The organism is Paenibacillus sp. UNC451MF, assembly GCF_000686845.1.
Lineage (GTDB): Bacteria > Bacillota > Bacilli > Paenibacillales > NBRC-103111 > Paenibacillus_S.
Window position 1 is genome coordinate 13,118 of the sequence record NZ_JMLS01000017.1, and the last position, 14,272, is coordinate 27,389.

Genomic DNA, 14,272 nt, shown 5'->3' on the forward strand with positions numbered 1-14,272 from the left:
TTTTAGATCAGTTCAATTACACTAGCGGAGGAGAGACACGACGATGAGAATGGTAGATCTAATTGAGAATAAACGAGATGGTGAGGAATTAACTGCCGAAGAGATTAACTTTATTATAGAAGGCTATACGAAGAACGAGATTCCTGATTATCAGGTTAGCGCTTTGGCCATGACCATATTTTTTAAAGATATGACCGAGCGCGAACGTGCGGACTTGACTATGGCGATTGTGAATTCCGGGGAAACCATCGATTTGTCGGCGATCGAAGGTGTGAAGGTAGACAAGCATTCCACTGGTGGCGTAGGTGATACGACCACTCTGGTTTTGGCGCCACTTGTAGCTGCGCTGGATATTCCTGTTGCGAAAATGTCAGGGCGTGGGCTTGGTCATACGGGCGGAACGATCGATAAGCTGGAGGCTATCGCAGGATTCCATGTGGAGATTAGCAAGGAACAATTCGTGGATTTGGTGAACCGTCATAAAATTGCCGTCATCGGTCAAACAGGCAATTTAACGCCAGCAGATAAGAAGCTCTACGCTCTGCGTGACGTTACAGCAACAGTTAACTCGATACCACTCATAGCCAGCTCGATTATGAGTAAGAAAATTGCCGCAGGCTCAGATGCCATCGTACTGGATGTGAAGACGGGAGCAGGCGCTTTTATGAAGACTGCCGATGATGCCAAGGAATTGGCGCAAGCCATGGTTCGCATCGGCAATAACGTTGGTCGCAAAACGATGGCTGTTATCTCTGATATGAGCCAGCCGCTTGGCTATGCTATAGGGAATGCGCTGGAAGTGAAGGAAGCCATTGATACCCTGCAGGGTAATGGGCCTAAGGATCTTGAAGAGCTCTGCCTTGCGCTGGGGCGGCAGATGGTATTCCTTGCGAATAAAGCCTCTTCGCTTGAAGAAGCAGAAGAGAAGCTTAGAGAGGTCATTCGTAACGGCAAGGCGCTGGAGAAATTCAAGTCGTTCATCGCTAATCAAGGTGGGGATCCATCTGTTGTAGATCATCCAGAGAAGCTGCCGCAGGCTGCTTATCAATTCGAAGTACTGTCCAAAGAAGACGGTATCGTCGCTGAAATTGTTGCTGATGAGATTGGTACAGCCGCTATGCTGCTTGGGGCAGGCAGAGCAACGAAGGAATCTGAAATCGACCTCGCTGTTGGCTTGATGTTAAACAAGAAAATCGGCGATCCTGTTAAAGCCGGCGAATCTCTGGTAACCATTCATGCAAATCGTGAAGATGTACAGGATGTCGTCAAGATGATTTATGATAACATACGAATAGCAGACCATGCTGTGGCTCCGACACTGGTTCATGGAATCGTAACAGAATAGCACAATTGCATATAGAGTAAGGTAGGGCTTGAATTCTTTAAGGATTCAGGCCTTATTTTGTTTAACGGGATTGTAAGAATGATCACGGAAACTGGTTAATATATATTGAAATACAATTGAATGAACCATTTCAGACTGTGATATCAATAAAAAGAAGGAGAGATGTGTCATTTATGCCGGAAGTTGGTTTGGAAAATCATTCAATTTATATAAACAACATAAAAAATATTTTTATGGAGGTATAGGATATGAAGAGTACGCTTACAAGAAGAATAGGAACGATGAAACGGTTTACTCTATTTGTAGTCTTTATTCTCTGCATAGCGCTGATGATACCCATCACAGCCAGTGCAGCATATTACAACACCTACTCCGACGTCGCAACGCTCAACAATGCAAATGATTCTTACGCAGCACAGGGATTTGCCGTGGGATCTACCTACGTCTATTCCGTAAAAATTAATAGTGACAATACTAAGGCCGTCATTTACCGTACCAAAATGAGCGACGGAACTACTACGCTCATGACCAACGGTGATAATAGTACAACTTACGCTACCTACCTCGGCCATGCCAACGATGTGGTGCTCAGCACAATCGACGGAGATTATTATATGTTCGTCATCACCATGAACGCCGGCAGTATGAGTCTCGTAAAATTGAAGTATGTAGGAACGACATATTACAAAGTGGGTAACTACACAATCAAATACAATGGTGCTGACAAGTCAATGTCGGGTGTGAAAATTACAAGCAAAGACGCTAACAACATATACTTTCTCTTCAAATCCGGACGAACCTTGTACAGGGGTTCACTCCCGTTGACTGCAAACAGCGGTACAATTAACGTAACCAATGGATTTTCCCTAAATATTGAAGATGCACTGGTCAACGGCAGTTCCGTATCTAACATCACATCGTATGCATTCCAAGGTTTCGGTTATTATAACGATACTATATATGTTCCGCTGACATACAAGAACGTCAGCATTGTACTTGTTTACCGTAATATATCTGCTGCCTCAGGTACCATAAATGCAGATGATAATCTGTCATTCCGCATTACTTCCGCTGCATACCCTGATCTTTTTGAAATAGAGGGCGTTGGAATCGCTAACGGGGATAAACTCTGGTTCAACACCAATCGAAGAACGGCACCGGGTGATACCGCTCACGACGGAGTGCACTATTTCAAAGATTACAGCGCCTCCTAAATAATAAAATCGCCTGCTAATTAGAAGTCAAAAAAACGACCGTTTTCCGGCATATTACCGGGGGCTGGTCGTTTTTATATATTAGTACCCAACAATAACAAAGTCATTTAAATACGAGTTAAGGCTCAAGGGTCACTTCGATCTCTTGATCATAGTATCCAAACATTTTGCCGAACAGGCTAACGCCACCGCAATATTTTGCTGTATCCAGGCAGGAGATTTTAAAGCGAATCATGGTTCCGGAGCTTTATCTAAATCCGTTGCTTTGATATTGGACAAACGGATGCCATCAAGGAAGGTAGTAATTCGATAATTTTGACACGCGTCTCTGAAGAAAAGTAATCAAAAATAGCCATATTGCTTGAATTTACTTGGATGATCATAGGTGAGTCCTTTCAGGCGCTGTTATTACTATATAACTCATAAGTTAACTAATAAACTTTTTGTTGACGTATTAAATAAATGAAGAGATAATATGCATAAATAACAGGTAATCTTTTGTTATTAAATTAACTTTTTGGTTAATCAAATGGAGGGAAATCTATGTCGGAACAACTGCGTGCAGAACACCCACGTCCACAATTCGTGCGTAACTCATGGGTTAATTTGAACGGGGAATGGGAATTTGAATTTGACGACGAAACCGTGGGAGATAAGGAGCAGTGGTATCTGGGTACACGAGCTTTAGCAAGTAAGATACAGGTTCCTTTTGCTTTTCAAAGCAAGCTTAGCGGTATTGGCGATCCAGATTTTCATGATGTTGTATGGTATCGTAAGGAGCTATCATTGCCTGAATCTTTCCGTGGCAAGCGAATTCTACTGCATTTTGGTGCGGTGGATTACTTCTCCTCGGTGTGGGTGAATGGTGTGCTTGTCACAAGCCACGAGGGAGGTCATACTCCATTTCATGCAGATATCACAGATGCGCTTCAGAATGGGAGCAATACGGTGGTTGTTAAAGCAGTAGATTATAGCCATGACGTCACGCTGCCAAGAGGAAAGCAATACTGGATGAAGGATTCAGCCAGCATTTTTTATACAAGAACGAGCGGTATTTGGCAAACCGTATGGATGGAGGCAGTTTCACCCGTCTTTTTGGATAAAGTTAAAATGACACCGGACATCGATCGCAAAGAAATCGAGATTAGTTCATACGTTAAAGGGTTGAAAAAAGGGTCCAACGTCCAGCTGAAAATCCAAATTAGCTTCAATGGGGCTTTGGTCAAGGAAGATGTATATCGGGTAATGAGCGGCCGTGAGGCCAGAAGTATACGGTTGGACGATTTTAATGATCATGGACAAGGCGGATGGTGGTCACCTGAGCACCCTCATCTTTATGATGTTACTTTCACACTGCTGGAAAATGGAACCGTGGTAGATGATGTAACCAGTTATTTCGGCATGCGCAAGGTTTCCGTTGAAGGAGGCAAGCTCTGTTTAAATAACCGACCTTATTTCTTGAAGCTTGTCCTTGATCAAGGCTATTTCCCTGAAGGCAATCTCACGCCGCCAAGCGATGAGGCAATTAAGCGAGATGTCGAGCTGACGAAAGCGATGGGGTTTAATGGTGCTCGGAAGCATCAGAAGCTGGAGGATCCACGATACTTGTATTGGTGTGATCGGCTCGGTTTAGTAGTATGGAGCGAAGCGGCCAACGCTTATGAATATTCGGAGGAATATGTGCGTCGGTTTACAAACGAATGGATGGAATCCATGGAACGTGATTATAACCACCCGTCTATCATTGCATGGGTGCCGCTCAATGAAAGTTGGGGTGTCCCGAATATTCAGATCGACAAACAACAACAGCAACATGCACTTACGATGTATCATTTGACCAAATCACTCGATCCGATGCGCCCGGTTGTTTCTAACGACGGATGGGAGCTAGTCAGCACGGATTTGTTCAATATACATGATTATGAGTGGCGGAGAGAGAAACTGGAGGAACGTTACAGCTCTGTAGAAAGGGCCGTTCAAGCCATGCCGGCTAATCGCCGATTGTCTGTGGAAGGATTCTCCTATAATGGCCAGCCTATACTCATAACCGAGTTTGGTGGAATCGCTTACAAGAAAAGTGAGTGGGAAGGCTGGGGTTACTCCGGTGCGGAGAATGATGAAGATTATGCACAAAGACTGCGAGATGTTATCCAGCCCCTATTGAACTCAGGCGTAGTGCAGGGTTATTGCTACACGCAGTTGACAGATGTAGAGCAGGAGATTAATGGCTTGTTAACGAATGATAGAAAACCGAAGCTGCCTCTTGAAATGATCAAAGAAATAAATAAGGGCCGTTAGTATAAGAGAGTTGGAAGTGGACAACACGACGATGAACTTGGCAAATGTGACGAGAGGAAGCTCTTTCTAACGGCGAACACTTAACTTCAAGTTCTTGTTACTGGAAGCTTAGCGATCAATACAGTCGAAGTGGAAAGTTAATACATTGTTTCTGGAGGGATCTGTGTGAAAAAGAACATCGTTAGTGTTGTCGCAGCATTATTATTAGTATTGATGAGCGGGTGCCAAAAAAACAATGGCACAGAAGCTGTGGAGAAAAGTGCAAAGCCTGCTGAGATAAGTATGGAGCCTGTTACCTTGAAGTTTATGGTTGCTTACGGAGGTTTTACAAAAGAAGAGTTCCAGTCTTATTTTGTCGATCAGGTTAAAAAGAAATACCCCCACATAACTATAGAAATGGTTACTGGGAAGCTTGAGGATATGATAACTGCCAATGATGTCCCTGACATCTTAATGTCTGGTTTGCCAGGAATTCCAGGGTTACAGGAGTTGAAAATTATTGAAGGTCTAAATCCTTACATCAAAAAATATGGACTAGATCTATCCAAGTTCGATCCGATTCCAATTGAAGCTATCCGAAGGTTTGACGACAAAGGTGAAATGTTAGCGCTTCCTTTTAGAATGAATATTCCTGCTTTATTTTACAACAAAGATATTTTTGATAAATTCGGAATATCCTATCCGCAAGACGGCATAACATGGGATGAAACGATAAGCTTGGCTAATAAGTTGACCCGAAACGATGGAAATACTCAATATCTCGGACTTCATACTGGGGGGGCGGATCGAATGGCAATGGGGCTGTCGTTGCCCTATGTCAATAAGCTGACCAGCGAAGCCAGTTTGGAAACGGATGGATGGCAGAGTATCCTAAATTTATTCAAATCCGTACATACGGTTCCAGGATATATTAATGACGGCAAAATAGCGAATACGTACAGTATGTTTTTGAAAGAAAAGAATGTGGCTATGACAGCCTATTGGGGTGCTGATATCATTGGTGATATCGATAAATTATACAAGAGCGGTCAGGAATTTAATTGGGATATGGTAACCATTCCTACCTTTGAGAAAGGAAAAGGAGTAGCTTGGCAGGCTGAGACTCATAACTTAATTGTGACCAACACAAGTAAACACAAGGAGCAAGCGTTCCAAGTATTGTCGTATATCGCTAGCGATGAAGTACAAAGCCTATTTAATAAGAGTGGAAGAATGACGGTGTTGAAGAAAACGGAAGAAATTAAAAAGGATTATGGCTCGGAGCTTCCTTTTCTGAATGGGAAAAATACTAACGCCTTCTTCGTCCTGCAACCAGGAATGCATGAGCATACCAAATTTGATCAGAAAGGAAGAAGCTTTATTAATGGCGCGGCGAGCGATATGCTCCTGAAGGGAATTGACGTCAATACGGCTTTACGGACGGCGCAGGAAAATCTGAACCGATATATACAGGATCAAAACCGCAAATAAAGATACTAATCAACAATAATTAAAAAAATATGTCCTGCCATTAAAATCTTGAGAGATCAAGGTTTTATTTTTTTTGTTGAAATGGATGTTGCAGTTCAACTATTAATAATCATTATGAGAAAAACGAAATAAGTCAAAGAAGATTATTGCTTTATTCATGAAGGGAACTCGATGGAACTATGAATAAAAGTAAAAATAGGACGCTAGTTCATAAGTTTTATTTTATTTTCTATAAATCTTTTTATCAAAATGAAAATAATTAGATTTACAAAGAGAGAGAGTATCGTTTATGATAGTGTTATCAATTTGATAGTGCATGTTAGGGGGCTGGCGAAGAAAGAGCAGAATCATAAAAGTGTTAAAGAGGAAACGATCTCCTGACGTCGAGCTTAGCTGTCACTCATTATGAAGAGGGGGAAGACCATGACCGGTCTGCAGAAGGAAGAGATTCAAAGAAAAGTCATCAAGTGTATGCCCTGGATTCTGCTTTACGAATTTTTTCAAGTGTTTAACGAAAACGTATTCAATTTGATTACGCCTGACCTGTCTCAAGAGTTTGGAGTAACACCGTCTACTGTGAGCTTGATCGTAACGCTAGGGAAGCTGTTCTTCGGAATTGCAGCAATCGTGTTTACTGCTTTATCCGACGTAATAAGTATTAGGAAATTATTATTGTTTACTTGTTTTGTTTTCCCGGTAGTTACATTAATAGGTTTCTTCTCGCAGCACAGCTTTACGCTGCTGATTGTATTTCGCGCTTTGTTCGCAGTGACCATTGCCGCGCCTCTAGCTTTGCAGGTAATGATAGCGATCAAATATTTCGACAAGTTAACCGCGGCTAAATATTTTGGATATAACACAGCCATATTCCAGCTTGCTTCAGCGGCAGGCCACTTATTCGGAGGTTACATTACAGAATACTTGCACTGGAACGTTACGTTTCTAATTCCGCTTGTCACCCTTATTGGTGTTCCGATTATTTATAAAAACATGCCCAAGGACGAGAGCAAACAGGGCTCCATCGATTATATCGGTCTCATTTTGCTGACGGTGATTTCCACCCTATTGATTACTTACATGACTTTCAAGATGGAATACACCTTATTGCTGATCTCGGCTCTCATTTTTATCGTCATCTTTGTAGTTTATACAAGAAATAGTCGAAATCCTTTCGTTAAACCGGAGCTGTTCAAAGTAAAAGGGCTTGTTGCATCGTTGATCGTTTGTGCCTTGTTTTACGGAACGCAAGTCGGATTCGCCTTCATCTTCCCGTTCATAGCCAAACAGACTTACGGTATTCCCACAAGCACCATTGGTGTGTTCTATATGTTCACGAATATCGCGGCGTTTATTGTGGGTATGCTTTCAGGGAGAATCATCAAACAGATTGGATATCGTAATATCGCTTTGCTAGGGGGAGCCTTCATTTTTGTCGGATTGGCGTTTGTTGCTTTCCTAGTAGGGTATTCGGTTGTTATTGTTTTCATAGGAATGGGTTTGTTTAATATTGGTTACGCTTTATTTTTCTCCGGCTATCTTACGAACTATACACAGCTGCTGCCTGAGCATCAGAGAGGTGCAGGTATCGGCATTGAAAAGCTGGTGCTCAACATCGGGAGCTCCTTGGGCGGTGCATTTATTGCCATGCTGTATGGTCAGCCCTATATGTTGAATAAAATTATCGATTTCTCGTCAAACGATAAATCGGCTCAATACAGTAATTCAGCCTTGGTGCTTATGCTTATGATCGGAGCTGCCACATTGATCTTTATAAAAGTATTTAATAAGAATTTCAATCGAACAGAAGAGTTCGGGAAATCAGCCCAGGTTTAAATCTTGACCGACCGGAACACGTGAGTGATCCGGTTTATTGCTCGAATTGATAGGAGGTATGCTTGAAGTGATCCATACAGATGTACAACAAAATGAAGAGAAAACGAATGTCATTTATATTGTATTTGACGATATGGGCTTTGCGGATTTGGGTTGTTATGGCTCGGAGATCCAGACTCCGAATATTGATATGCTGGCGGCTGGAGGACTTCGTTACAATAATTTCCACGCAACGCCGCTTTGTTCGCCAACTCGCGCATCCTTGCTAACAGGCCGTAATCACCATTCCGTTGGCATGGCGACGATAACGAATTTCGATCTTGGGCCAGACAGCCCAAATACAAGAGGTCGAATATCGCATGATGCCGGAACCATCGCAGAAGTATTGAAAGATAACGGATACAGTACCTTTGCTGTAGGCAAATGGCATCTTGCGCCAGTGCATCATTCCTCCCCGGCAGGGCCTTATGATTACTGGCCGTTAGGCAAAGGATTCCAAAGATTTTATGGCTTTATGGAAGGAGAGACCGATCAATTTTATCCTGATCTGGTCTATGATAATCATTTTGTACCGCGTCCTGATAAAGGGGATGGGGACTACCATGTATCCGAGGATTTGATTGATCATGCCCAGCAATTCATTACGGATCAAACCTCTATTACTCCGGAAAAACCATTTTTTCTATATCTTGCTTTTGGAGCGCAGCATGTTCCTCATCAGGCGCCGATGGATTACATTCGCAAATACCAGGGCAAATACGATATGGGTTGGGATAAGGTACGCGAACAGCGGTTTTATCGGCAAAAGGAACTGGGAATCATCCCACAGGAAGCGGAGCTGCCGCCATTCAATCCGGATGTTCGTCCATGGGACACATTAACCGAGGATGAACAAAAAGTTGCTGCAAGGTTCATGGAAATCTATGCGGGATTTCTGACGCATACTGACGATCAAATTGGACGTCTTCTTCGTTACATGAAGGAAATTGGCCAGTATGACAACACGCTGATCGTATTGATTTCGGATAATGGAGCAAGCAGCACCGGACGTGCTAATGGAAGTGTGGATTATTCTAAAATCGTAGAGGGGTATACGGAGACTCTGGAAGATATTCTACCCTATTACGAACAAATGTACGGTGATCGAGTAAGCTGCGAGTATCCCAGCGGCTGGGCTCAAGTATGCAATACACCGCTTCGCTACTACAAGCAGCAGACGTATTTCGGCGGGATCCGTGTACCGCTGATTATCCAGTGGCCACAAGGAAGTATCGAGCACAGCGAGAGGGTGCGTTCGCAGTTTCACTACATCACAGATATTACCCCTACTGTGTTAGAGTTGCTGAACATTCAGCCTCCAGAATCGATTCGGGGTATCCAGCAATTGCCTATCCATGGAACCAGCATGGCCTATACGTTCAATAAATCGGATGAACCGACAAGAAGGGCTACGCAGCATTTTGAGATGATGGGCAATCGGGCTATTATTCATAATGGTTGGAAGGCCGTGACTAACCACGTAAGGGGAACATCGTTCGAGGACGATATCTGGGATTTGTACGATCTGCTTCACGACTATAATGAAGTGAATAATTTGGCTGATACCTATCCGGATCGATTACAAGAGCTCATCGATTTGTGGTGGAAGGAAGCTGAGCAGCACGATGTTCTGCCGCTTCGCAATGCAGGATGGAACGACTTGGCTAAACATAATCCGGAGTCGGTAACAGCACGAAACAAATTCACCTATTACAGCGGAGTCGCCATCATCGGCTCGGCTGCAGCACCACCGACCGTCAACCGATCGTATTCGATAACAGCATATATTGAGCGACCGGATCCTTCATGTGAAGGTGTTTTTGTTGCAATGGGAAATTATGATGGAGGATATACGCTCTATATCCGTAATAATCGGCTTCATTTTGAATATAACCATATGCGTACTCTGTATGCCTTGATTTCGGAGTGTGAGATTCCGACGGGCAAGTTGGAAATCCGTTTTGTGTTCTCTAAACAGCCGTTATCCACCGCAGGCATTGGTTCTCTATATATAAACGGCAACTTAGTAGGAGAACGGAAATTCCCTAGAACTTACAAATACAAAATATCCCGCAAAGGTCTTAGTATTGGTCGAGACGCACTTCCTACCGTAACGGAAATGTATCTGGATGAAGGGGAATATCCTTACACCGGCACGATTCAAAAGGTAGTATACGAATTGAGTGACGATAAAGATCCTGCTTAGGGGTATACCTCCTATAACAAAAACAAAAACCGCGTGAATACTCACGCGGTTTGTTTATCTTCCACGAAATAGTCAAGCACCATGCAGCCAGCTCCCACAGCAACAACGTTATAACCAGTAGAAGCTCTGACGATCTTCACATTGCAGTTTCGATAAAGCTGAAGCCGCTGCTGCACGGTCTCCGCAGTTATCTCATAAAAGGTAAGGTTAGCACCCAAACCTCCTCCGACAATAACCATATCCGGACGCAGCAGGTGGATCAGATTAGATAAACCGATGCCATAATAATAAGCGGCATCTCTTATAACGTCGTAACAGAGTGGGTCATTCTGATCGAGAGCATCTAATATATGATGGAACTGCACATCATCTACTTGATCGACCATCTTTTGCAGGACAGAGGTATTGCCGCGTTTGATACGTCTCAAAATTTCTTCACGTACGGAGGGGAAGCTGCTATAGGCTTCCAGACATCCGTAAGCGCCGCACGAACACTGACGGCCGTGCACATCTACTGTAATATGTCCGAGAGAATCATCCATATCCAGCTTGCTGCCGAGAACTTGTCCTTGCAAAATGATACCGCAGCGAATAGCTACACCTGACGATGTGTAGACAAGGTTGTCTACTTCCTTCCAATACTTGCTGCGATACTCTCCCAGTGCTGCCAAGTTAATACCGTTATCTAGAAGGACGGTTGTCTGAAAGCGCTGCTGTAAAAAATCGATTACATTGACATGCTCCCAGCCCGCTAATTGATGCTCGTGGGATAGAAGAGTTCCGCCTTCACGATCAATAGGCCCTATGGCTCCGACGCCAATACCGAGAAGCTTATCGTGCGGCACTTTGTGATCGGCCAGCAGCTGCTCGATACGATCACTTATAAAGTGAAGAGTATAATCGGGTGTACACGCTTCATTCATTTTCAGCTTATGCTCCGCCACAATGTTTAATTGCAAATCGAGAAGAAGAACGGTTGTAAAAAGACTTGAGATTTCAGTGCCAATCAAATAATGCGAGTCTGGTTTAATGACATACAGAGCAGGCTTGCGACCGCCCTTCGATTCCCCCAAGCCACTGTCATAGATGAGTCCGCCTTGGACAAGCTCTTCTACTAATCGAGAGCACGTAGAGTGTTTATACCCGGTTAACTCCACCAAGGTGTTGATTCGAACGGGTCCCAGCTTATTGATCAAATAGTAAAGCCGTTTTAAGCTTTTCATCTTTGGTGACATTAAGCCGACGAATTCTTGTAACATTGTAATCCTCCAATATAAGCAACGAATGCAGCAAAATTTAAAATCATTAGTACGGGTGAGTTTCTCTATATTGTACACGATCCGGGACTCCAGAGTAAACCGCTTGCATTTAGCTAATAAAATTAATAATGATAATAATAACGAGAAAAATGGTTTCTGAACTATAAAATTAGTGTTCGATTTTCATATATTTTACATTTTGAATGAACTATATAACTTTGTTTTTCTCAAATTGAATAAAACTATATTTACAAATTGCTGGTTGTGCATTATGATAAACACATTGAATGGAAAGTCAAACATATTTACTAGAAGGGTGCCGTGCAAATTATGTCCTATACAAAGAAGCATAGCCAGGAGGCTGTCTCATTTATCGAAAGCACAATAGGGTTTCAACCGGAAATCGGTCTGATTCTTGGATCCGGTCTTGGCATTATTGCCGATCTAATTGAAGATGCGAAAGTAATCCCTTATCATGCTATTCCTCACTTTCCGGTATCAACCGTAGAAGGACATGCAGGGGAGTTGGTTGCAGGCCAAATTCAGGGTAAGCGCGTTATTATGATGAAAGGACGCTTTCATTTATATGAAGGGTACGCTGCCTCATTTGTCACTTTTCCTGTACGTGTAATGAAAGCCATAGGAGTCAAGCAGCTTATCGTCACCAACGCAGCAGGAGGAGTCAATACTGATTTCGAAGTTGGTGATCTCATGCTCATATCCGACCATATTAATTTTATGGGAACCAATCCTCTTATCGGTCCCAACGATAGAGAGCTTGGAGAGAGATTTCCGGACATGTCTGAAGCCTACAGCAAACGACTCATCCAACTAGCACAAAAGGTAGCTGCACGTCAAAGCTTCACATTCCGTGAAGGCGTATACATGGGCAATTTAGGACCAACCTACGAAACACCTGCAGAAATTCGTATGGCAAGAGTGCTAGGCGCCGATGCAGTAGGGATGTCAACAGTACCGGAAGTAATCGTAGCCAGACACGCAGGTATGGAAGTGCTCGGTATCTCCTGCATTACTAACAAAGCGGCTGGAATATTAGAACAGCCTTTATCTCATGAAGAAGTCATGGAGGCCGCGGAGCAAGTGAAACCAAAATTTTTGCAGCTAGTGCTGGGCATTATCGGGGAGTTGTAACATGAGCCAGATTCAACCGAACATTGTGTTTATCTTAACTGACGATCAAGGCCCATGGGCGCTGGGATGTGCGGGAAATCCGGAAATTAGGACACCTAATCTGGACAGGTTGGCTGAGCAGGGCATACGGTTCGAGAACTTTTTCTGCAGCTCTCCGGTATGCGCTCCTGCCCGAGCCACCATTCTAACGGGAAAAATGCCTTCGCAGCATGGAGTTCACGATTTTATCAGGGAAAATGACAATCCGCATCTGCAATATTTAGAAGGTCATACTGCCTATACGGAGCTTCTCACTGAAGCAGGATATGTATGTGGAATCAGCGGTAAATGGGGCTTGTGTAATGATTATGAAGCACAAAAAGGCTTTTCCCACTGGTACACCTACATTTATGACGGAGGTCATTACTACGATCCAACGATGGTACGCAACGGGCAACCTGTGAAGGAAACAGGGTACTTGACGAACTTGATCACGCAGGATGCGATGATGTTTATAGAAAGGCAAGCTGAGCAGGAGCAACCGTTTTATATAAGTGTTCATTATACAGCTCCCCACCATTTGTGGGTTGGAGAGCATCCCCAGGAATATGTAGAGCTATACGATGATTGTCCGTTTGAGACGTGTCCGCAAGAGCCAGAGCATCCCTGGTTTCTTGAGCTGACAAATCCATCTGATGTGCGTACGAATCCGCATGATAATTTGAAGGGTTATTTCGCCGCTGTAACCGCGATGGATTATAATGTCGGCCTCATTCTGGAGCAGCTGGACCGGTTGAATCTTCGTGAGAATACACTGATCTGCTTTATGAGTGATAACGGTTTCAGTTGTGGACAGGGGGGGATATGGGGCAAAGGAAACGGAACGTACCCGCAGAACATGTACGAGAATTCGGTTAAGGTTCCTGCAATTTTCAGTCAACCAGGACGCATTCCGCAAGGTCGCGTGCATACGGCGCTGCTCAGTCAATACGATGTAATGCCGACTCTTTTGGAATATGCTTCAATCGATAATCCGCAAGCGGCTGCATTGCCAGGAAGCAGCTTTCTACCCATCTTGGAAGGAAAGGGCTGTGATGAACGTCGCCACGTGGTCGTTTACGATGAATATGGGCCAGTGCGGATGATTCGTACTCAACGATACAAGTATATTCATCGATATCCATTTGGTCCATTTGAGTTTTATGATTTGGAACGTGATTCGAAAGAGCGTACAAATTTGTACGAACATCCGGATTACCAGGAACAAGTTCAAACATTGCGAAATCAGCTTGATCGTTGGTTCCTCCAGTATGTGGACCCGGCCATGGACGGAGCGAGACTGCCCGTAACTGGGACAGGGCAAAGCAATCTAGTTGGTCCTGATGTTACAGGTCAGCCTGCCTTCAACCAAAATGCAAGATTGTTTAAGGAACGACAAAATATCGAGCGGCTTAACAAGCAGTAATGATGGGTAGGG

At 43.6% G+C, this 14,272-nt stretch carries 9 protein-coding genes; 8 read left to right on the plus strand and 1 reads right to left on the minus strand.

What is annotated here, in order from left to right; genetic code table 11:
* Positions 1–43: 43 nt before the first annotated feature.
* The 6 genes from BP97_RS0117200 to BP97_RS36675 all read left to right on the plus strand — a co-directional run bounded on the left by BP97_RS0117200 (position 44) and on the right by BP97_RS36675 (position 10,405).
* Positions 44–1,345 carry a pyrimidine-nucleoside phosphorylase gene (locus BP97_RS0117200; RefSeq protein WP_028550200.1) on the plus strand — a complete coding sequence of 434 codons (1,302 nt, stop codon included), beginning with the start codon at positions 44–46 and terminating at the stop codon, positions 1,343–1,345.
* A 248-nt stretch (positions 1,346–1,593) separates the two neighbouring features.
* Positions 1,594–2,559 carry a hypothetical protein gene (locus BP97_RS0117205; protein WP_028550201.1) on the plus strand — a complete coding sequence of 322 codons (966 nt, stop codon included), beginning with the start codon at positions 1,594–1,596 and terminating at the stop codon, positions 2,557–2,559.
* Positions 2,560–3,102: 543 nt separating this feature from the next.
* Positions 3,103–4,857: a glycoside hydrolase family 2 protein gene (locus BP97_RS0117210; protein ID WP_028550202.1), complete on the plus strand. Its 1,755-nt coding sequence runs from the start codon at positions 3,103–3,105 to the stop codon at positions 4,855–4,857.
* Between the two features lie 165 nt (positions 4,858–5,022).
* A complete protein-coding gene (locus BP97_RS0117215) occupies positions 5,023–6,327 on the plus strand; it encodes an ABC transporter substrate-binding protein (RefSeq protein ID WP_028550203.1) in 1,305 nt (434 codons plus the stop codon).
* Positions 6,328–6,750: 423 nt separating this feature from the next.
* A complete protein-coding gene (locus tag BP97_RS0117220; protein WP_028550204.1) occupies positions 6,751–8,160 on the plus strand; it encodes an MFS transporter in 1,410 nt (469 codons plus the stop codon).
* A gap of 67 nt (positions 8,161–8,227) precedes the next feature.
* Positions 8,228–10,405: an arylsulfatase gene (locus BP97_RS36675; RefSeq protein ID WP_197035483.1), complete on the plus strand. Its 2,178-nt coding sequence runs from the start codon at positions 8,228–8,230 to the stop codon at positions 10,403–10,405.
* Between the two features lie 41 nt (positions 10,406–10,446).
* Here BP97_RS36675 and BP97_RS0117230 read toward each other — a convergent pair whose 3' ends face one another.
* Positions 10,447–11,664, minus strand: coding sequence for an ROK family transcriptional regulator (locus BP97_RS0117230; protein WP_028550205.1), 1,218 nt, complete (start codon positions 11,662–11,664; stop codon positions 10,447–10,449).
* Between the two features lie 330 nt (positions 11,665–11,994).
* Between BP97_RS0117230 and BP97_RS0117235 the strand changes: the two genes are divergently transcribed.
* Both BP97_RS0117235 and BP97_RS0117240 read left to right on the plus strand, forming a co-directional pair.
* Positions 11,995–12,816, plus strand: coding sequence for a purine-nucleoside phosphorylase (locus BP97_RS0117235; protein WP_028550206.1), 822 nt, complete (start codon positions 11,995–11,997; stop codon positions 12,814–12,816).
* A 1-nt stretch (position 12,817) separates the two neighbouring features.
* Entirely contained in the window at positions 12,818–14,260 is a 1,443-nt protein-coding gene (locus BP97_RS0117240; RefSeq protein ID WP_028550207.1) for a sulfatase family protein, read from the plus strand.
* The last annotated feature ends 12 nt before the right edge of the window (positions 14,261–14,272 follow it).

What these genes read in the sequence shown, in the direction of transcription:
- BP97_RS0117200 (WP_028550200.1), top strand. Translation starts at nt 44, where the DNA reads ATGAGAATGGTAGATCTAATTGAGAATAAACGAGATGGTGAGGAATTA.
- BP97_RS0117235 (WP_028550206.1), top strand. Translation starts at nt 11,995, where the DNA reads ATGTCCTATACAAAGAAGCATAGCCAGGAGGCTGTCTCATTTATCGAA.
- BP97_RS0117220 (WP_028550204.1), top strand. Translation starts at nt 6,751, where the DNA reads ATGACCGGTCTGCAGAAGGAAGAGATTCAAAGAAAAGTCATCAAGTGT.
- BP97_RS0117240 (WP_028550207.1), top strand. Translation starts at nt 12,818, where the DNA reads ATGAGCCAGATTCAACCGAACATTGTGTTTATCTTAACTGACGATCAA.
- BP97_RS0117230 (WP_028550205.1), bottom strand. Translation starts at nt 11,664, where the DNA reads ATGTTACAAGAATTCGTCGGCTTAATGTCACCAAAGATGAAAAGCTTA.
- BP97_RS0117205 (WP_028550201.1), top strand. Translation starts at nt 1,594, where the DNA reads ATGAAGAGTACGCTTACAAGAAGAATAGGAACGATGAAACGGTTTACT.
- BP97_RS0117210 (WP_028550202.1), top strand. Translation starts at nt 3,103, where the DNA reads ATGTCGGAACAACTGCGTGCAGAACACCCACGTCCACAATTCGTGCGT.